Origin of the sequence: Photobacterium aphoticum (assembly GCF_001029435.1) — a bacterium.
GTDB classification, from domain to species: domain Bacteria; phylum Pseudomonadota; class Gammaproteobacteria; order Enterobacterales; family Vibrionaceae; genus Photobacterium; species Photobacterium aphoticum.
On record NZ_LDOV01000012.1, the window covers coordinates 25,362 to 45,341 of the forward strand.

Sequence of the window (19,980 nt, forward strand, 5' to 3'; positions counted from 1 at the left end):
TGTTGTCTGAGAAGCGCTAGTGGGCTTCCGCCAGCGCTTTGATTTGCTCCACAATGGCTTTCAGGCCGTTGCCGCGTGACGGACTCAGGTGGGCCAGTAAGCCAAGGCTGTCAAAGTAGCCGTCGATATCAAAGGCACGGATCTGCTCAGCGGTTTTCCCGTCATAAGCAGCCAGCACGAGTGTGATCAGGCCACGTACAATGCGGGCATCGGAATCAGCCGCAAAGTGGAACACGCCGTCAGCTTGCTGGTGGGTCAGCCACACCTGGCTTTCACAACCGCTGACTTTCAGGGTATCCAGTTTGAAGGTATCCGGCAGGGCCGGCAGTTGTTTACCCAGCTGGATCACTGTGCGATAGCGATCTTCCCAGCCGTTGGCCGCCGCCATCTGCGCGACAATCATTTCGCTGGTAATGTCATGACCAAAAGGGTGAGAGGGAAAGCTCATGGGATCTCCTAAAGCAGGCTACAGGCTTTTTGCAGGGCAGCAATAAAGCGTTCAACATCTTGTTCAGTATTATACAGCGCCAACGACACACGCAGAGTGCCGTTAACGTGCAGGGCATCCATCATCGGATGGGCGCAGTGGTGACCGGCGCGCAGGGCAATGCCTTGCTGATCCAGCAGGGTCGCAATGTCCTGATGGTGTACGCCATCCACCACAAAAGAAAACAGGCTGGCATGGGGCTGCAGGCCAATAATGCGCAGATCGTCAATATCTGCAATACCGGCCAGTGCCATTTCACGCAGGCGGTGAATATGCGCTTCACTTGCGTCGCGATCTAACCCTTGCAGCCACTCAATGGCCGCCGCCAGAGCCAGACTGCCGGCCACATTCGGGGTGCCAGCTTCAAACTTGCCCGGTAAGCCCGCATAGGTGGTGCCGGCAAAGCTGACTTTTTCCACCATCTTGCCGCCGCCGTGCCACGGTGGCATCGCTTCTAATAAGGCTTGTTTGCCGTACAGAACACCAATGCCCGCCGGCGCATAGATTTTGTGGCCGGAGAACACATAGAAATCGGCATCCAGCGCTTGCACGTCCACGGTTTCGTGGGCGACCGCTTGGGCACCATCAATCACGGCAATGGCCCCGACATCATGCGCAGCGTGGATCATCGCTTCAATCGGATGGCGAGTGCCGGTGACATTGCTGACATGGGCCACGGCCACAATTTTGGTGTTCGGGCTCAGCAATTGGTAATAGGCCTCCAAATCCAGCGTACAGTCCGCTTTCATTGGAATTTTCACCACGCGTGCGCCTGTCTGCTCGGCCACCATTTGCCACGGCACAATGTTGGCGTGGTGCTCCATTTCGCTCACCAGGATCTCATCGCCCGCTTGCAACGTGTGGCGGGCGTAAGTGTTGGCGATCAGGTTCAGGGCTTCGGTGGCGCCACGGGTCCAGATAATTTCTTTGCTCGATGCCGCGTGCAGGAAGTGCTGCACCGTTTCGCGGGCACGTTCAAATTGCACGGTGGCCGCTGCGGTCAGGCTGTGACTGCCTCGGTGCACATTCGCGTTTTGTCCTTGGTAATACTGGCTGATCGTGTCGATCACGGCGCGCGGCTTTTGGGTGGTCGCGGCACTGTCCAGATAAACCAAAGGTTGGCCGTTGCTCTCTTGAGAAAGAGCCGGAAATTGTTGGCGAATGTGGTCGATAGTAAATTGGGCTGTCATGGTGGATCACGTTGCAAAGAGACAAGGGAGGGGATCATGCGGTGAAAACCGGCTCAGGGCAAGTGTTTCTCCGCCTTGCTATCATTTTATACCGAAGTCCGGTTCACCGTCAGTGCCCAGAGCAAGATCGAAAGGGAGAGGTGTGATAGGGTAAAAAAAGGATAAAAAAAAGCACTGCGTTGGGGCGCAGTGCTAAGAATAAATTTTGACAGACAGGTCAAAAATACAGGAAGTAAAAGTGGTAGATTGACTACCTGTCCGGCACAACCCGGACAATATGCAAACACAACATCGCAACAATGTTTAAGACCAAATGCCAGAGGGCTGAAAACTTGGCCTGCCTCACCGTTGCGAGGCAAATCATAGGGTTTATATGGCACTTGAACAATGGACAATTTATAATGTTTACCATAAAAAAAACTAATGCAGGATAGCCATGTCTAGACGTCTCCCGCCGCTCAACTCACTGAAAGTGTTTGAGGCTGCCGCACGCCATCTCAGTTTTACCCGCGCCGCTGAAGAATTATTTGTCACACAAGCGGCAGTCAGCCATCAAATTAAGGCGTTAGAAGAATTTTTAGGGCTGAAACTGTTCCGTCGACGTAACCGTTCGTTGCTGCTAACGGAAGAAGGGCAAAGCTACTTCCTTGACATCAAAGACATCTTTTCGGCCATTGCAGAGGCCACTGACAGGGTGCTTGAGCGTGGCTCGAAAGGCGCATTAACCATTAGTTTACCTCCTAGTTTTGCCATTCAATGGCTGGTGCCGCGTCTGGCGGATTTTAATGAGCAACATCCGGATGTCGATGTACGCATTAAAGCGGTGGATCTGGATGAAGGCTCGCTGACTGAAGATGTGGACGTGGCGATTTATTACGGTCGGGGCAACTGGCCGGGCCTGCGTGCCGATAAACTGTACCAAGAATTCTTATTGCCGGTGTGTTCACCGATGTTGCTGACCGGCCCCAAACCGCTACGCACCTTGGATGACTTGAAATTACATACGCTATTGCATGACACCTCGCGCAAAGAGTGGAAAAACTATGTGCGTCAGCACGGTATTGAAGGCACGAACGTCAACCAGGGGCCGATTTTCAGTCACTCCACCATGGTGTTGCAAGCGGCGGCGCACGGACAGGGCATCGCATTGGGGAACAATGTACTGGCACAGCCCGAGTTGGATGCGGGCCGTTTGGTGTGCCCGTTTGATGAAGTGCTGATGAGTAAAAACGCCTTCTATGTGGTGTGTCAGGAACGTCAGGCGGAAACCGGCCGTATTCAAATTTTCCGTGACTGGGTACTGGCTAAAGCTGCCCGCGAGCAGGAAGATTTGCCGGATCTGGAAACCGGTGACGATAACGCCGTGTTGGCCGAATCAGGCGCGGAAGCGGGCACAGGACGTGACGGCAATGAGTGAGACGACAGCAGCGATGACAGAATATCGGATTGATACGCCGGCAGACGGCCAGTACCGCGCGACCTTTTTATTTGCCCACGGCGCCGGGGCTGGCATGGATCATCCGTTCATGACGGCGGTGGCCCAAGGTTTGGCCGCCAAAGGGATCCGCGTGGTGCGGTTTGATTTTCCTTATATGGTGAAGCGCCGGGAAGACGGCAAAAAGCGTCCGCCGGATCGCCAGCCGAAATTGTTGCTGGATTTTCAGCGTCATATTCAGGCGTTCGCCCAAGAGGCCGCGCAAACCGGAACCGCATTAGTGATCGGCGGCAAATCCATGGGCGGTCGCATGGCCAGCTTGATGGTATCGCCAGAAGCGGAGGCCGCGCCAGAGGTGGAAAACTGTCAGGCGTTGGTGGCTGGTGTGGCTTGTTTGGGCTTTCCGTTTCATCCGCCGGGTAAACCGGAGAATTTCCGTGGCGATCACCTCAAGAGCACGACACTGCCCACCCTGATCTTACAAGGTGAGCGTGACACCTTTGGTACCCGCGAGGAAATGGCACAGTGGCCGTTGTCAGATACTGTGAATACATTCTTTTTGCCTGATGGCGATCACAGCTTCAAACCGCGTAAAGCATCCGGCCACACGGAAGCGGGCAATATTGCACTGGCCGTGAATGCATTGGCTGACTTTATTGAAACGTGCATGAAACCGGTATGACGCATGCATCGCACGTGCAATGCGCGTATAAATGTCATGAAAGACAGCGATAAAGAAGGAATGAACTCGTGACTCAACAAGTGTCATCGCAATCGTCACTACAACCGTCACCGCAATGGGAACCGCAATCGGCTATGAGTCGGTTTTTATTGGTGTTTGCTGCGCTCAGTGGTGCGGTCACCGTGTCATTGGGGGCGTTTGCTGCCCACGGATTGAAAGCCCAATTATCGCCGTATTTACTGGGCGTGTTTGAAACGGGCGTGCAGTATCAGGCGTGGCATACCCTGGCGATAATGGGATGCGTAATATTGTCACGCATTCTTGGATCAAAACAGGTATTATACGCAGCCCTGTTTTTTGCCGTCGGGATCTTGTTCTTCAGCGGCAGCCTGTATGCATTGGCGTTAACGGGTATTAAGTGGTTTGGCCCCATCACTCCGATGGGAGGCGTCTGTTTTATTATTGGCTGGGTAGCGCTTGCAGTGGCTGCCTGGCGATCAGCTTGAGGGTTGAAAGTGAATCAAGTTCTGTTGTACTGCCGTCCCGGTTTCGAGAAGGAATGTGCCGGTGAAGTTCAAGACAAAGCAAATACGCTGGAGTTGTATGGCTTTCCTCGGGTAAAGAATAATACCGGTTATGTGATTTTCGAATTCTACACACCGGGCGATGCGGATAAGTTTATCCAGCAGCAGCCGTTTGCTGAGCTGATCTTTGCTCGTCAAATGCTGGCGGTACAACCGCTGTTGACCGATTTGCCATCGGACGATCGTATTTCGCCGATTTTGGAAGCGGTGGAAGATTTCCCGCGCTGTGGCGATCTGCGTGTTGAAACGCCGGATACCAATGAAGCGAAAGAGCTGTTGAAGTTCTGCCGTAAGTTTACTGTGCCATTGCGCCAAGCCATGCGTGGTAAAGGCGTGTTGTACCACAAAGACAACGCGAAGAAGCCGGTATTGCACCTGTGCTTTATTGCCCCGGGTTGCTGTTACGTGGGTTACTCGTACAGCCACAACAACTCCGCGTTCTTCATGGGCATTCCGCGTTTGAAATTCCCGGCAGATGCCCCAAGCCGTTCAACGCTGAAACTGGAAGAAGCCTTCCATGTGTTTATTCCACGCGAAGAGTGGGATGAGCGTTTGGCACCTGGCATGTGGGGTGTAGACTTGGGCGCATGTCCGGGCGGTTGGACGTACCAGTTGGTGAAGCGTTCGATGTTCGTTCACGCGATCGATAACGGCCAGATGGCACAAAGCCTGATGGATACCGGTCAGGTGAAACACCACGAAGTGGATGGCTTTAAGTTTGAGCCGCCACGTAAGAACGTCACGTGGATTGTGTGTGACATGATTGAAAAGCCTGCCCGCGTGGCGCACCTGATGGGTGACTGGCTGATCAAAGCATGGGCAAAAGAAGCAATCTTCAACCTGAAACTGCCAATGAAAGGCCGTTATGATGAAGTACTGCAGGACATTGAGAACCTGAAAGTGTACTTGATCCAAAATGGCGTGAAGTTCAAGCTGCAGGCTAAACACCTGTACCATGACCGCGAAGAGATCACGGTACACATCCAGCGTCTGGATAACCGCTCACCGTACTAAGTAGGGTCGCGCAATAATACGAATATAGAAAGGTCGCCAAGGCGGCCTTTTTTTATATTTATAAAATAAGGGTTGTCGACATTTTTAAGTCAAATAAATGACTGTTACGCCAAAACTTTGAATATATTTTGTGAATGAGACAAACGCTGATAAATAAATATAAAAAGGCGAGGCTTTCTTATGAATTAAGATCACAAAAAATTATTTTGCGGCATGGCAGGGAATCTTCCATGCACTATTATACTTTCATCAATTAATAGCCAATGTGTCATGTAATACGTCGCTTGTCGGAATATTCTGACAACGCGTAGGAAATATGACATTAAATGTTTAATTGTATTTACCAGAATGATGATGTTTCTCTATTTGTTTCTTGTTTTATAAATAGCGATATTTCATCGCGATAGTTATTGTCCTTTATATTTAATTCCGACGTGTGGGCCATTTATTTGGCAGGACGTTGCACATTTTAAAACTCTCATTTGTCGTTCTAATACCCATTCTAACACCGACGGATAAAGAGATATAAAGGACAGCTGATCATTATTATTTTTTAGTCAGAAGGAAAGTATGACAATGCACAAGACAGGTATGAAGTTTTCATTATTAGCCATGTCAATCATGGCATCAGGCATGGTCAATGCCAGCCAGAGCCAGCCAGAATACATTGAGATCATGAATGATACCGCGCGTAAGATTGAAGCGCGTTTGGCGGAACTGAACCAGTTCGCAGTATCACCGGATTACCTGTACACTATTGATCAGGTCGACTTCCCTGCGTCACACGTACCGGCTTTTAGTAACGGTAAGTACCTGTCTATCAACGGCATTGTTTACCCTGTCACGACAGATAACACGGTTTCTGCACCGATGCGTCATTGGTCGGATGAAAGTGCGATGCGCAACCTGTTCAGCTTCTTGGGTGATGAGTGGGAGTTGGGCTGGTACCAAGGCGGTATCACTTTCGTGAATAAGACATTCGGTAACTACGATTACGGCAACGGCTGTTTGCTTGAGTACTACCCGATGGCAGATCATATTCCGGGTGAATACATCAATAAAGATTACGGTCTCGTGCGTGAATTAGAAACGTGTTTCGACAATTCAATGGGTGATCGTCCTGTTTATGAAGCTGAGCGTGTGAACCCTCACCACTTTGCGGTACATGCACAATATGCCAACTTCATTGCTTTGGAAGATTACAAGAACCAATTAATTGCCGCACATTCACCGCGTGCCCATTACGGTAAAATTGCGAACCCTGTGATTGGTTTCTACGATCAGAAAACCGGTCAAACCGATAAAATTACGGCGATCAGCAAAGGTCGTCCGTACACCACCATTAATGATATCCGTCGTCACGGCGAACAATTATATGTATCGGCAGTAACGGCACATAACCGTGTTGATATTTTCGATATTGAAACGAAAGAATACCAATATTCTCTGGGTATTAACCTAGAGGGTGCGGCGAAAATTGCAGTATCAGATCAATACGTATTGGTGAGCGGCAAGAAAGGCATTGCGGTTTACCACAATGTGACCGCTGAAAAACACGAAATTAAAGAGGTGAAGCCGTTTGCGTACCTAGTAAATAACGGTGCGCACAGCCTAGAACTGCTGGGTAACAAACTGCTGGCGGCATCAAGCACGGGTTATGCGGTTTATGATTTGGCTTCACTGTCTGAAGGTCAAACGCAAAAAGCCATGGTGGAAGCACCGGTAGGCTTTGCCACGATTGATGTGAAAGGCAACCAGCTGATCGCAAAACAAAGCCAGCGCGTGGCGATGTATGACATCGAGAAATTCATCGCTGACGGCTACCGTTTCAAAGAAGCGGCACAAGCGGTGTACCAAGTAGATGGTCAGCACCTGAGCGCAAAAGATTTGCTACTGACAGATCACGGTTTCGTGACCCTGACTGACTCTGTGACGACCCATGTACACACGATCAATGCCGTGACGTTCACGCCAAACGTATCGGTACCTGAAGCAGCATTGACCTTCTCGGCTCTGCCAGCAGAAGCGACCGTGACCTCTGTGCTGCAAGACGGTGAAGGTGCCAGCGTACTTTCTCTGGTTGCGAACACTCGTTCTATGTTGAACGTACGTCTGCTAGACCGTGACACCGTGGAAATCACCAACTTCACAGAAGTGGACATGGCCAATGTGGCGTTGGATATCACGGCGCAAAACCAGTACAACTGGGCGCGTTTGGGTCAGCTAGATCGCCTGCCTGCACACACGCGCATTGTGTTGCCAATCACAGCACTGAATGCCGACAAGCGTTTTAACACAGTAGATGGCAGCGGTGTGTACGATTACAGCGGCATGCTAAAAACCATGCAAGGTGTGAGCGGTGCTTACGGCCATGAAGGCACTCAAAACGTCTTTACGTCACGCTTTAGCACCACCACGGAGCATCCGTTGTTGGATAAGCTAGCAGCGATCACGGCAAACTGGGACATCGAGTTCACTGACCGTACCATCTTCGATACACAAGAAGCGGAGTGGGATGCCAACAGCGCGAAGCGTCACATGGAATTGCTGACGAACATGGCTTACATCATGTCGAGCGATGCCTTCAAGCAGAAGCTGATGAACTACAAAGCGACTTACGGTCACGATATGCAGATCGGTCCAAACGTGTTGAAGACAGAGAGCGAGTACGCGAACTTCCTGAACATCACGCTGGGTGAGAACGGCTTTACTAACTTCCGTAAAGCGGAAGACTTCCAGAACCCGTACGGCATCGTGGGTCGTCGTGGCACCATGTTTGGTTTGTCAGATGAAGAGCTGGATCGTATCGACCGTGGTGATGTGAACCGTTTTGCTCACTACATGGCTGAGCAGCTATCACGTAACTACTACATGGACTGTACGCCAACACCATGTTCGTGGAAAGAGCAGCATCTGGCGAAGCTGATCATGGATGTGATGACAGAACTGACGGATGCCGGTGATTTGCCTTACCACCAGTAAGCGCATCATTACCGCACTAAACAAAGCATAGCGAGTTGTTCCCTCGCACAATAAAGCCACTCTTCGGAGTGGCTTTTTTCGTTACTCTTTTTTGTTACTGAAGACGCGGTATTTCTGTGCGCTTTCAGTGTATCGGTCAGGCTTCTGTTGGCTGATAGCGAATGTCTTGCAGGTTGAAGCCCAGTGTCAGATCCGTCTTCAGGCTGGCGACCTGTTTACAGGCAATGGCGCTGTCACGGTGTGCATCGATTTTCTTCTGCCATTTAGCCGGCAGATCGTCGGCGGCCAGAATCGCTTCCAAAGAAGGATAAAGGCTCAGCAGCTCAGTGGCCGCTTTCGGTCCAATGCCCGGCACGCCCGGGATCTTGCTGGAGCTGATCCCGGCCAGTCCCCAGTAATCAGTCAGTTGCTCGGGTTTTACGCCAAATTCTTTTTCAATGAACGGGCTGTCGAGCCAGCGCTCTTGGAAATAATCACGAATACGCAGGGTGGGCTGGAGTAACTGGCAGTAGCCTTTGTCGGTCGAAATGATGGTGACCTGCTCGCCGCGTGAAGCGACTTTGAGGGCCAGTGTTGCCACCAAATCATCGGCTTCATCGCCGTCAGACAGCAGGGAATCAATACCCATGTCCATAAAGGCATCTTGAATGATCTCCATCCCCGCATGCAGCGCATCCGGCATCGGCTTGCGGCCTTCTTTATAGTGAGGCAGCAGTTCAGCGCGCCAGCCGCGATCGTCACCGTGGTGATCAAACACTGCCACAATGTGGGTTGGCTGACTGATGTTGATGATTTTATGCAGCGCCTGACAACAGACTTTGGCGGTATTGGCGATGTCCGTTTCATTGTGCTGCGCTGCATGGACCCGGCGGATCAGATTGAGGGCATCAATAATGACAAGGTGGATAGAGGACATAGCAGTAACCGTTGTATAAGTTGGAATAAAAAAAGGGCCTGTTGAGGCCCTTATTGTACGCATAGTTAGCCGGAAGTCACACCGCCGTTCTCGTGTACCACGTTCGTTCGCGGAGTGCGTGTGCGAGAAGGGGTTACTTACTGTTCACCGGCACGGCGGTAATGATCTCGTAGCACGGCTCGTATTTCGTGCCGGGCAGTTTCATGCGCTGCTGGTCAACAAACTGTTTGAGCAGTTTATCCATGCGCTTCATCAGGGCGGTGTCGCCATTGATTTTGAAGCGGCCTTTACGCTCAATTTCACGGATCCCTTCTTCTTTCACGTTACCGGCCACAATGCCCGAGAACGCGCGGCGCAGGTTCGCTGCCAGATGTTCCGGACGCTGGTTCATATGCAGATCTAGGCTGGCCATGGCCTCATGAGTGGGCTCAAACGGCAGCTGGAATTCCGGCGGAATGGTCAGTGACCAGTTGTAGCTGTAGGCATCGCCTTTGGCTAAACGGTGTTCTTTGATTTTCGGCATCGCAGCCTTCATCACCCGTGCCACTTCGGCCGGATCATCAATGATGATTTGGTAATGCTGGGTGGCGGCTTCGCCCAGGGTGTCACGGATAAAGCTGTCCAGCACACGGAAGTACGCTTCGCTTTCTTTCGGGCCGGTGAGCACAACCGGCATCGGCTGATCGGCGTTCTCTGGCTCCATCAGGATCCCGAGGATATACAGCAGCTCTTCCGCTGTCCCGGCACCGCCCGGGAAAATCACAATGCCGTGACCGACACGGACAAAGGCTTCCAGACGTTTTTCGATATCCGGCAGGATCACCAATTCGTTCACGATCGGGTTCGGCGGCTCGGCGGCAATGATAGACGGTTCAGTCAGGCCAATGAAACGGCTGCGCTTATAGCGTTGCTTGGCGTGACCAATGGCAGCGCCTTTCATCGGGCCTTCCATCGCACCGGGACCACAACCGGTACACACATTCAGTTCTCGCAGGCCCAGTTCGTTGCCCACTTCACGGGTGTATTGGTATTCGATCGGGTTGATGGAGTGGCCACCCCAGCACACCACAATGTTCGGATCTTCGCCGGAGCGCACGGTTTTGGCGTTGCGCAGAATGCTGAACACGAAGTTAGTGATATGCGGTGAGCTGGTCAGGTTGATGTCGCGGCGCTGCTGCACGTGCATGTTCACATACACAATGTCACGCAGCACGGCAAACATGTGTTCTTGGATCCCGCGAATAATACGGCCATCGACAAAAGCGTGATCCGGTGGATTCATCAGTTCGAGTTTCATGCCGCGTTCACGGCGCATCACATTCACATCAAAGCTTTTGTGCTTATCCAGCAATTCTTTCGAGCTGTCGGTATGGCTGCCGGAATTGAGCACAGCCAGCGAACAGTTGCGGTAGAGGCGATAAATGTCACTCGATGCCGTGGCTTTGAGTAATTCCACCTCATGCTGAGACAGTAGATCCATTGCCCCCACAGGGCTGATATGTGTGATCATGGTTACCTCCCTGGTCATGGTGAAACGGAGGGACTCACAGGTGTATTCAGTGTAGAAGAACGGGCGAGCCCTGCCGTGAAGAAAGCAGAAGGTAGGCCGTTGGGAGTACGTTCTGTTTCCTAACTATCAGTCAGTGTGATGAAGAAGCACGAAGGAATGAATTTAAGTGACTGATATATCTACACCATACACAGGGTTGGGGGAGATTGCCAGAAATTGATAGGTGGTGCGGTGAGAAGCGTGATCGGATCAGGCGATCCATAATAAGCGGTTATTGCCGGTGCTGCGGGCACTGAACAGGGCTTTTTCTGTGCGCTCCAAGACTGCGGTCGGTGTGTCATTGCCATCAAACAAGGTGGCGCCAATTGAAACGCTGATAGTGACATTGCGATCACGAAAACGGAACGGCAATTGGGTGACAGCCTGACGCAGTTTATTCAGGCATTGCTGACGTTCATCTTCGTTTTGTTCGGCCAAAATCACCATGAAGGCATCGTCACTGAAGCGGGCAATAAAGTCGGTGTCTGCGACGGATTGGCTTAAGGTGCGGGCGATGATTTTCAGCACTTTGTCACCGGCAAAATGGCCGTAGTTTTCATTGATGGCTTTGAAGTTATCAATATCAATCAGGGCCACACACAGCGGGTGCTGGTAACGCAGCCAGCGGCGGTATTCATGTTCTAAGCGGTCATTGAGCGCGGCGCGGTTGTACACCTTGGTCAGGTTATCCAAGAAAATGCGCTTTTCCTGATCGCTCAGACGCTGACGGTAATCCTGCGTTTGTTCGCACAACTGGGTGATTTTGCTTTCGTTATAACTGAGTTGCTCTAGCAGGGCTTGTTCGCGTTTTTCTAACGCTTTGTTACGCTCAGCCAGAATTTGCAGCTCACGGGTCAGATCCGTCAGGGTGGGGCGCCACGCATTCAAGTTAGTGTTATCCGCCAGGCCGGTTTTGAGGGTCTGGGTCAGCCCGGCCAGTTCACTGGTCATGGTGGCACGGTGCTCAAAAATGATTTGGCTTTGATCGGCGCTCTGGTGGGTGGTTTTCTGCAAGGTCGCCAGTTCACCGGTAATGTTGTTCAGAAAGCGCTGTGAGGTACGACGCTCCTGATGGGTACCATCCAGTACTAAGCGCAGGATCTCAAGGGATAATTCCATCAAGGTCGATGGCGGGACACCGTTCAGCAGCTGGTTACGGATCTGCAGCAGTTTATCACCGGCTTCGCCTTCAAAGTCTAATTCGGTGATCAGGTTTTGCAGCTCACCGGTCAGCTTGAGTTGTAAATCATGATGAATGCTGGCGGTCGGGTGTTCGCTGTGGGCACAAGAGACCACTTTGAGCGCGCGCTCATACAGGGCCATTAAACGAATGGCTTGTTGGTGCGTATGGGCGAGGGAATGATCTTTTTGCGCCAGCAGGTTACGCAGGTCGCGTTTGAGTTGCGCGGGCAGACCGTGGAAGCGGCGCAGCATTTCACTGCTGTGATGGATTTGCTCTAGCAGGGCGTGGTTTTCTTTGTCGGCGAAGTCCGACAGGCGTGTGACTAAACGCTCCACGACAGCCAGACGCGGGATCATTTTGCCGATGTCTTTGTTTTGCTCGAGATCGTGACGCAACTGCAGGAGCTTTTCGTCTAACTCCTGATCCAATCCCCGGCATGCAACAGACAAGCGACTGATCAAACGCTTTAAAATAGCGATTTCCCGGCGAGATTTGAGTGAAGCATCCCGGTAAGAAAGTTGAGTTTGGTCTAAACGTAGCTTGAGCTTACTCATTTCTGTCGCTACGGCAGTTATATCAGTCACGATGGGGCAATGTTGTCCTAGATACTAAACTCGTTTCTTATCAGTGAGTTGCTTGTCGCAGAAAGTAAACATGCTAGCAAAAAGCACTATACAATTCACTGAAATTGACACGAGAGCGGACAAATAAAACGCATTAACTGATATTTTTATCAGAAACGTGATCGGCATGCCAAGTGAACTCAAACACGCTCGAGCTTTGGACTTTAATTAACCCATTATCAATACCTTGGCTGCATGCACGGCGGATATTGTCACAGGCAAAGCTGGCCGCAGGAGCCGCATCAATGGCACTTAAATGCACCCATTGGCTGCCGTTATCGTGTTTGCTGGCCTCACGGGCCGCATTGGTCGCCATGAGCAAAATATCTAACAATTCTTGATCATTTATCGCCGTATAAGCGCGAGGCAAGAACGGGTATTCCGCCATACCGATGCGCACGCGATTATCCAATTGATGAGTTTCGGCAAATTGATCAATCAGTTGCTGCAAAGAGTGGGCTAATTGCTCTGGTGCGGAGTCCAAACGGGAGTTCGGCTCAATGTACAGGAACATGGCGTCGGAGAAATGGTACACCCGGGCCGGTTCACAGATCTGTTGGTTGAGGTACTCCCCGAACAGACGCTCCATGTTCAGCCCTTGCTGGTAGCCATGCTTAAGGTAGATATGCTTGAGGAACGGCACTTCAAACAGGGCAAAGCGCAGACGATCACTCAGCGGCTCGTTAATGATTTCCCCTAAGTGCCACTGTTCAAAGTTAGCACTGCTCTGCTGCAACGAGTTCGGCAGCTTGGCGGTGAGCATACGCAGGTTTTTCAGGCCACTTCGCGGATGGGTATAAAAATCGGTGCGTAGACGCGTCAGGCGTTTTTGCAGTTGTTTATAGGTGCGATTACGGCGCCACAGTAACAGGCCCACAGCGGTCAGGACACTGAACAGGAAAATGGTGATGTTTTTCTGTTTGTATAAGGCCTTTTCACTCTCAAATTGTTGGCGTTCCAGCTCTTCGAGGTGCAGGGAGCGTTCCAGCATGCGTTGTTGCTGCTTGAACACATCCACATTACTTTTTACCTGGGCTTGCTGCTTGGTGCTGAACAGTTGCTCATAACGGCGCTGGCTAAGCAGGGCGTTGTAGTAATCCTTCTTCTGCTCAAACGCACGCGACAGCTGCAGCTCAGACTCCAACTGTAAATCATGGTTGTTAATGCGGGTCGCGGCAATCAGCCCGGCTTGCAAGGTGGTGATGGCTTCATCGGCTTTGCCTTCGGCCAGCTCTAACGTGCCTTGCAGGATCTGGGCTTCAGCCAGCGTCACTTCATCATTGCTTTGGGTTGCCAGCAAGCGGGTGTGGTGCAGGTATTGCTCCGCTTTCGGGTAGTTGTACAGCTGCAAATAAACACGGGCGATATGCAGGCGCAACTTGGCTGAGCGGCTGTCGTGCTTGAGCTGGTTTTCCTGATCCAACGCGTTGAAGTAGTGAACCAAGGCCAAATTGTAGCGACCTTGCTGCTCATAAATGGAGGCGATCAGGGTCAGGGTCTGCGCCAGTGGCAAGGTTTGCTTGTAGTGGGCAAAAAACTCACCGGCCTGCGTGGCGTGCTCCAGCGCCTTATCAAATACCTTACGCTGTTCAAACAGGCTAGCCAGTTCAAAGTTGGCTGTTGCTGTTTGTGCTTTGTCGTCAATTTCGACGGCCAACCAGTAGCCGCTTAACAGGCGATCCAGTGCCAAATCATAGTGGCCATTGTCCAGGTAGTGGTTACCTAAAATCAGCAGGTAATGGATTTTTTCTTGCGGATCATTGAGGTTGACCAGAAAGCGTTTGGCACGAATAAAGCGCTTTTCCGCCATCACGGTGTTGCCGGTCTGAGATTCAATGATCGCGCGTTGCATCAGTGACTGGTATTGCAAGCGCTGGACTTGCGATTCCATCATCTGTTGAGACTGGGTTTTGATGGCGGTATCAATCTGATCCAGCAGGCCCAATGCTGAGGCGCTGTTTTTCAGGTTGCGCCAGTAGATATCAGCATGGATTAGCTGACTTTCAATACCACTGAAAATTAACGATTCGTTGTGCGCTAAGGTTTCTGCCATTTTGATGGTGTGAATGGCCGGCTCTGCCTGATTGAGCAGCATATAAGCACGGGCTTTTATCTGCAGGGCATTGATGGTGCTTAGCGGCGTACGAACGGTGTGATCCGTTTCGTCATTGATATGGACGCGGGAGGTTTCTTTCGGTGCACTGAGACGACGTTGATCGAGATAACGCGAGGTGATCGCCAGTGACTGCTCGGGGTTGGTTTGCAGGAGATCGTTGGCTTCAGCAAGAATTGGCGTGGTATAGATTTTTGCTTGTGCGCCAAACGAGGTCACAGAGATGATCATTAAGCTGATCAGCCAGCGGCAAGGAGACATACTTTCAATAACCCAACAGAACAGTACTGCCAATATTAATGGGTTAGCCAATCAAGTCCAGCAAAGTCTGCACTTTTGCTGGACTTATCATCATCTTGACACTTATTGGCGAGCCATGCGGAAGTTATTGCTTGGCGTTTTGCCCATATTGGTACGGTATGGGTTGATGTCCAGACCGCCACGACGGGTGTAACGGGCGTACACCGTCAGCAGTTCTGGCTGGCAGTACTTCATGATGTCCGTGAAGATACGCTCCACACACTGTTCGTGGAATTCATTGTGGTTACGGAACGACACAATGTAACGCAGCAGTTTTTCACGGTCGATTTGCTTACCGGTGTACGAGATACGCACGCTGCCCCAATCCGGCTGGCTGGTGATCAGACAGTTGGATTTCAGCAGGTGGCTGTTCAGCTCTTCGGTCACGTGCTCGCCGTGCTCTGCGGCGCCTTCCAGGTACGCTGGGTTGAAGCCGTAATCGGTGATTTCGATGTCTTGATCGTCAATGCACGCGCCGCTGAAATTCACAATCTCTTCGCCAGTGAAATCAGACAGCGGTTGAATCGTCACGTCTACATCGGCACCTGCGCAGTGGCTCAGATCTTTTTGAAGCAGATCAGCGACTTGCTGCCAGCTGTCAAATTGGGTCTGGTTAAAGCTGTTCAGGTACAGTTTGAAGGATTTGGATTCAATCAGGTTCGGGCTGCTGGCTGGCAGGCGCACTTCACCGATCGCCACTTGCGGCAGACCTTTTCCGTTTAGCCACGACAGCTCGTACAGTGTCCAGATGTCATAACCGGTAAAGGGCAGAGTATCACCCAGCGCAAGATCATCACGGTTCAGGCTGCGTGGTACAGGCTGAAGGAGGGATGGGTCGTACTGATCTTTGTATTCGGTGGTTTTACCTAGGGTTAAACCGGCTAATTCTTTCGCGTCTTGATATTTGCTCATACTGTCCTGGACACACATCGATTAGAATAGGCAAAGTTTACTTAATCTTTTGTGAGGTTGCGAATGAATCATCCTGTCGCGATAGCGTTATCTGCGTTTTCTGAACGCTTCTTGCAAGCGTGGTGTGACGCAGGTCAAGGTTTTCCACGCAGTGGCGATCTGGTCGGGCTGTCTTCAGACTGTGTGTGCAGTGACGATGGTTATGAAGTGAGCTGGAAACCGGTTGCGCGTTTGCCTATGGGTGACTTAGCCGGGGTCGAGCAGGGCATTGAATTACGTCTGCATGAAGACATCACTGCGTTTTACGGCAGTCAGTTCAGCGGCGACATGACGGCGCGTTTTGAAACCGTGACGGGCATGATTGAATTTGATTTGCTGCAGGCGTTCAACCTCGATGATGTGCAGCGTCTGCAAGAGAATATTCTGGGCCACTTAGTGACACAACGCCGCCTGAAACTGAAACCGACCGTATTCATTGGTGCGATGGACAGCGAGCATCAGGTGATTGCGGTGTGTAACCTGACCGGCAATGTGGTGCTGGAAACCTTGGGCAAATCCGAGCGTGAAGTGCTGGCAGACGATGTGGCAAGTTTCCTTGATGCGCTGACTCCTGTCGTGAAGGTGAATTGATCCATGTACGTTGTTGAATTGCAGTTTGAGTGTTTTGATAACACCACCATTCCCGCTGTGGATACGGCCATTAATGGCCTGATGGATGCATTGCGTTATAACGGTCAGGTTCTGGGGCGTGAGTTTCCGATCGTGATGGATGATGGCGTGTTTAAAGTGCGCGCGGTGTGTCCGGAAGAGCACAGCTTGCATCCAAAGTTCCACAGTGTGCAAGTCAAAGCCTGTATGGATCGTTTGAGCCAGGCCAAACTGTTGAGCCCGAAAACCAAGTTGTTGGGACGAGATTTAAATTCAGAAGCGGCAGCAGAAGATTTTTCACCGTCATGGCAGGTGATTTACACCACCTATGTGCATACCTGTTCGCCGTTGCGTTGCGGGGAAACCCTGATGCCGATCCCGCTGTACCGTTTGCCGGAGCCGACGCTCAATGGCGATCATAAGGCGGTGGTGAAATGGCAAACGGAATGGCAAGCCTGTGATGAATTACAAATGGCCGGTGCCTGTCAGGCTGAACATGCCGCCTTGCATGAAATTCGCGATGTCGATAGTGATATGTTCCGCCGAGGCTGGGATTTGCGTGGCCGGATTGAATTTATCACTAAGATCCCGACCTTCTACTACCAATATCAGGTGGGCGGTGTGAGCTTAGAGGACGAGTTGAACCGCCCTTGTCCGAAATGTGGTGGTGAATGGCGATTGGATGAACCGCTGCACGGTATTTTCCACTATCTGTGTGAGCCGTGCCGTTTGGTGTCTAACTTGTCGTGGGATTTTCAGTGATCAGCGCCTGACGGTACACTGAATGCTCACGATCATGATTTAAATAACAGGGATGCTGACGCAGAGTCGGCATCCCTGTTGTCTTTTTAGCGGTCTCTTCTTTCAGTGTCTGCCGCTGCGCATTGCGAATGCGATTATGCGTTACGCGCTTCCAGTGCGGTTAGACGGGCGGTGAGCTCGGCCACTTGCTGTTCCAGAGCAGCAATGCGTGCTTCTGCGGTTGCAGGGGCGTCTTGGCGTTCAATTTTTGGCACGCGGGCGCTGCTTTTCCAGCTTTGCAGGGCCTTAATGATCACCGGCATCGGTAACGGATCTGACAGACGGGCTTTGATCAGTGCCACGGAAGGTTCTTTGCCTTCGGCGACCAGACTGTCAATGGCTTGCGTCAGGGCTTGGGTAATGGCAGATGACATGACGTTCCTTTTTCATTACGAGAGAGGGGTATATTGTCGCTGATTCCAGTGTCTCTGCCCAGCCTTTGGCGTGCTATCTCTTTGTTGGGTTTTATGCTTCTTTCATTTGCGCAGCAGGGCATCGAGCTGGTCGATGACCTCACACCAATCGGCATCTTGCTCCTGGGATTCTTGGATGAAGCGCTTCTGGGCGGGACGCCAAAAGCTCGCATCGGCTAAACGTTCATGTTGGGCGAGGTGATGCTCTGACAAAAATTGTTCGATGAAATCGTGTGAATTGTTGAGGCCCAGCTGACTGAACAAGGCACTGAGATCGTGATTAAACCGTTCCATTATTCGCTCCTTGCGTTGGCATTGAAAACGCACATGAAAGATAAATCGTGACCGTCATCACATTGGATGTGGCTTAAGTATAGCGCCGTCTTCCCTGTCGGTTGGATCGGCAAGCGGGAAGGGGGACAAAATTGCCTGCCCGCGTGTGAGAGATCGCTTACACGCGCGTGGGAGATTCCTGTGTCAGAAATAAGAAAATTAGCACCTAATGCATGTAACTAATTGTTTGTGTTGATTATTGTTGGTGTGAGCTGGTTTTTTCTTGTCTTGCGCAAAAAGAAATCGCGGAGCAGTAGGCTGTATTTCTCATTGAGAAGCGTAATCTTAATGGTGTCGGAAGGAGCTGACGGAACGGAACAGGATAACCTCACGGAGAGGATGCCTCAGGAAGAGGGCGATGTACGAGGACGGTACGTCGAACAAGGATGGTAAAAGGATAGCCGAGGAACGGCGAAGCGATAAGCAGGATGTTATCGCGTCTGGATGACACAAGGATCACTTCAGGACGAAGTCAGGGACACCGCCAGGAAGGTCGAAGAGAGTCAGGACAGGATAGACTGACGGGTCAGGAAGGCCAAGGAACACGTCAGGATGACGTTAAAAAAGGACAATGCTGGCAGGATGCAGCGGTCAACGGAATGATGCAGGGAGCACCATCGTAGCGGGATTGCTGCAAGTAAGACCTAAGGGCGCAACGCAAGTTGCGCCCGTTCTTTTATCTGCGCTGCAGACCGTTGGCGTACGCTTTTCTCTCGCTTCTCTTATTTTTCTTCATTCTTTTTGCGTCTTACTTTGCTTCCGTTTTATCTTTGATACCCAGCACACGATGCGCTTATCGTCTTCATTGCCCTGTGCCGTGCTTATTCTGTGTCGAATGTGTTCTCTTTCGAATGGCCTGCCTAATTTAATAGGCATTCTTCTTTGCGGTCTGCTTTTTTGTCGCGCTTTTATCCTGTGCCTTCATTGGTCAATCGCTTCACGCTTTTGATGTATCACATTATAAAAGCAGTGGATTTATCTGGAATGTGACATTCCTTCAGAGATATTCCCTTGAAAAATAGGTTGCTGCTTTTGCCTGTCACTTTGTAAGAGATTTCTTACAAGGCTGTAAGTCATCACGTGTTTTGTTGCCCGTCTTTTTCCCTGTTGATGGGATATTTCTTATCTTTAACAAGTGGTTACGTGTTTATGCTTTTTGTGAATGTCGTATTTTGCGATCAGGGTCGTCTGCACTGCCTTGTTCCTGCGGCAGAACCGCGTAATATTCTCCCTGTCGCCAAGGAGAGCGACATAAGGAACAGGATAATCAGCCGGATGCTGAGCCCTCAGGATGAGGATGAGCCAACAGGGTGTCGGCTCGCAAGGATGTCAGGAACACGGCGGGATTGCCGAACGTTATCAGGATGATAGCGGGTCAGGATGACGCAGGATCACTTCGGGATGAAGTTAGGACGCCTTATGGATGAGGTAAGGGGATAGCCACCAGGATGGGGCAAGGATCCACTTACGGATGAGTGTAGGAACACCTTCAGGATGAAGGCAAGGACACCGCCAGGAAGGATGAGAGAGTCAGTTCAGGATGGATTGACGGGTCAAGGAATACCAAAGGACAACCCGGGGATGGGGTTTAGGGATTACCACGACGGACACAGATTCATGCAGGGATGTCAGCAGGGAGCACCATCGTAGCGGGATAGCTGCATGTAAGACCTAAGGGCGCAACGGATGTTGCGCCCGTTCTTTTATCGGGCTATTTTCTCGCATCTCGCATCTCGCATCTCGCATCTCGCATCTCGCATCTCGCATCTCGCATCTCTCCTCTCGCATCTCTTTCCCCCTTTTTTATTTCCTTCT

Annotated in this window: 16 protein-coding genes; 7 read left to right on the plus strand and 9 right to left on the minus strand. The window is 51.2% G+C overall.

Annotated features, from left to right (window positions below):
- Positions 1–16: 16 nt before the first annotated feature.
- Together csdE and csdA are read right to left on the minus strand one after the other, a co-directional pair.
- Entirely contained in the window at positions 17–448 is a 432-nt protein-coding gene (csdE, locus tag ABT58_RS07555; RefSeq protein ID WP_047873789.1) for a cysteine desulfurase sulfur acceptor subunit CsdE, read from the minus strand.
- Positions 449–456: 8 nt separating this feature from the next.
- Positions 457–1,677 carry a cysteine desulfurase CsdA gene (gene csdA, locus ABT58_RS07560; protein ID WP_047873790.1) on the minus strand — a complete coding sequence of 407 codons (1,221 nt, stop codon included), beginning with the start codon at positions 1,675–1,677 and terminating at the stop codon, positions 457–459.
- A 436-nt stretch (positions 1,678–2,113) separates the two neighbouring features.
- On the opposite strand from csdA, the gene ABT58_RS07565 reads away from it, so the two are divergent.
- From ABT58_RS07565 to ABT58_RS07585, 5 genes are all read left to right on the plus strand, one after another.
- Entirely contained in the window at positions 2,114–3,094 is a 981-nt protein-coding gene (locus ABT58_RS07565) for a transcriptional regulator GcvA (protein ID WP_047873791.1), read from the plus strand.
- Between the two features lie 13 nt (positions 3,095–3,107).
- Positions 3,108–3,794 (plus strand): alpha/beta fold hydrolase, encoded by a 687-nt coding sequence (locus ABT58_RS07570; RefSeq protein ID WP_047873806.1) that lies wholly within the window; start codon positions 3,108–3,110, stop codon positions 3,792–3,794.
- A 134-nt stretch (positions 3,795–3,928) separates the two neighbouring features.
- Complete coding sequence (locus ABT58_RS07575) at positions 3,929–4,300, plus strand: DUF423 domain-containing protein (RefSeq protein ID WP_047873807.1); 372 nt, start codon at positions 3,929–3,931, stop codon at positions 4,298–4,300.
- Between the two features lie 9 nt (positions 4,301–4,309).
- Positions 4,310–5,392: a 23S rRNA (cytidine(2498)-2'-O)-methyltransferase RlmM gene (gene rlmM, locus ABT58_RS07580; RefSeq protein ID WP_047873792.1), complete on the plus strand. Its 1,083-nt coding sequence runs from the start codon at positions 4,310–4,312 to the stop codon at positions 5,390–5,392.
- Positions 5,393–5,968: 576 nt separating this feature from the next.
- Positions 5,969–8,374 carry a hypothetical protein gene (locus ABT58_RS07585; protein WP_047873793.1) on the plus strand — a complete coding sequence of 802 codons (2,406 nt, stop codon included), beginning with the start codon at positions 5,969–5,971 and terminating at the stop codon, positions 8,372–8,374.
- Positions 8,375–8,510: 136 nt separating this feature from the next.
- On the opposite strand, the gene xni is transcribed toward ABT58_RS07585, so the two are convergent.
- The 5 genes from xni to queF all read right to left on the minus strand — a co-directional run bounded on the left by xni (position 8,511) and on the right by queF (position 15,970).
- Complete coding sequence (xni, locus tag ABT58_RS07590; RefSeq protein ID WP_047873794.1) at positions 8,511–9,290, minus strand: flap endonuclease Xni; 780 nt, start codon at positions 9,288–9,290, stop codon at positions 8,511–8,513.
- A gap of 133 nt (positions 9,291–9,423) precedes the next feature.
- Positions 9,424–10,800 carry a nucleotide 5'-monophosphate nucleosidase PpnN gene (gene ppnN / locus ABT58_RS07595; RefSeq protein WP_047873795.1) on the minus strand — a complete coding sequence of 459 codons (1,377 nt, stop codon included), beginning with the start codon at positions 10,798–10,800 and terminating at the stop codon, positions 9,424–9,426.
- A 249-nt stretch (positions 10,801–11,049) separates the two neighbouring features.
- Positions 11,050–12,606 carry a GGDEF domain-containing protein gene (locus ABT58_RS07600; RefSeq protein WP_047873796.1) on the minus strand — a complete coding sequence of 519 codons (1,557 nt, stop codon included), beginning with the start codon at positions 12,604–12,606 and terminating at the stop codon, positions 11,050–11,052.
- A gap of 133 nt (positions 12,607–12,739) precedes the next feature.
- Positions 12,740–15,070, minus strand: a complete 2,331-nt coding sequence (locus ABT58_RS07605) for a tetratricopeptide repeat protein (protein WP_308428558.1) — start codon at positions 15,068–15,070, stop codon at positions 12,740–12,742.
- A 51-nt stretch (positions 15,071–15,121) separates the two neighbouring features.
- Complete coding sequence (gene queF, locus ABT58_RS07610) at positions 15,122–15,970, minus strand: NADPH-dependent 7-cyano-7-deazaguanine reductase QueF (protein ID WP_047873808.1); 849 nt, start codon at positions 15,968–15,970, stop codon at positions 15,122–15,124.
- Between the two features lie 63 nt (positions 15,971–16,033).
- Between queF and syd the strand changes: the two genes are divergently transcribed.
- Positions 16,034–16,600, plus strand: coding sequence for a SecY-interacting protein (gene syd / locus ABT58_RS07615; protein WP_047873798.1), 567 nt, complete (start codon positions 16,034–16,036; stop codon positions 16,598–16,600).
- 3 nt (positions 16,601–16,603) lie between these two features.
- The gene (locus ABT58_RS07620) at positions 16,604–17,380 is read left to right on the plus strand and encodes a Zn-ribbon-containing protein (protein WP_047873799.1); all 777 of its coding nucleotides are present in this window, start codon (positions 16,604–16,606) and stop codon (positions 17,378–17,380) included.
- Positions 17,381–17,514: 134 nt separating this feature from the next.
- On the opposite strand, the gene ABT58_RS07625 is transcribed toward ABT58_RS07620, so the two are convergent.
- Both ABT58_RS07625 and ABT58_RS07630 read right to left on the minus strand, forming a co-directional pair.
- A complete protein-coding gene (locus ABT58_RS07625; protein WP_047873800.1) occupies positions 17,515–17,793 on the minus strand; it encodes a hypothetical protein in 279 nt (92 codons plus the stop codon).
- A 102-nt stretch (positions 17,794–17,895) separates the two neighbouring features.
- On the minus strand, positions 17,896–18,126 hold the full coding sequence (locus ABT58_RS07630) for a DUF2789 domain-containing protein (RefSeq protein WP_047873801.1): 231 nt from the start codon (positions 18,124–18,126) through the stop codon (positions 17,896–17,898).
- Positions 18,127–19,980: the final 1,854 nt, after the last annotated feature.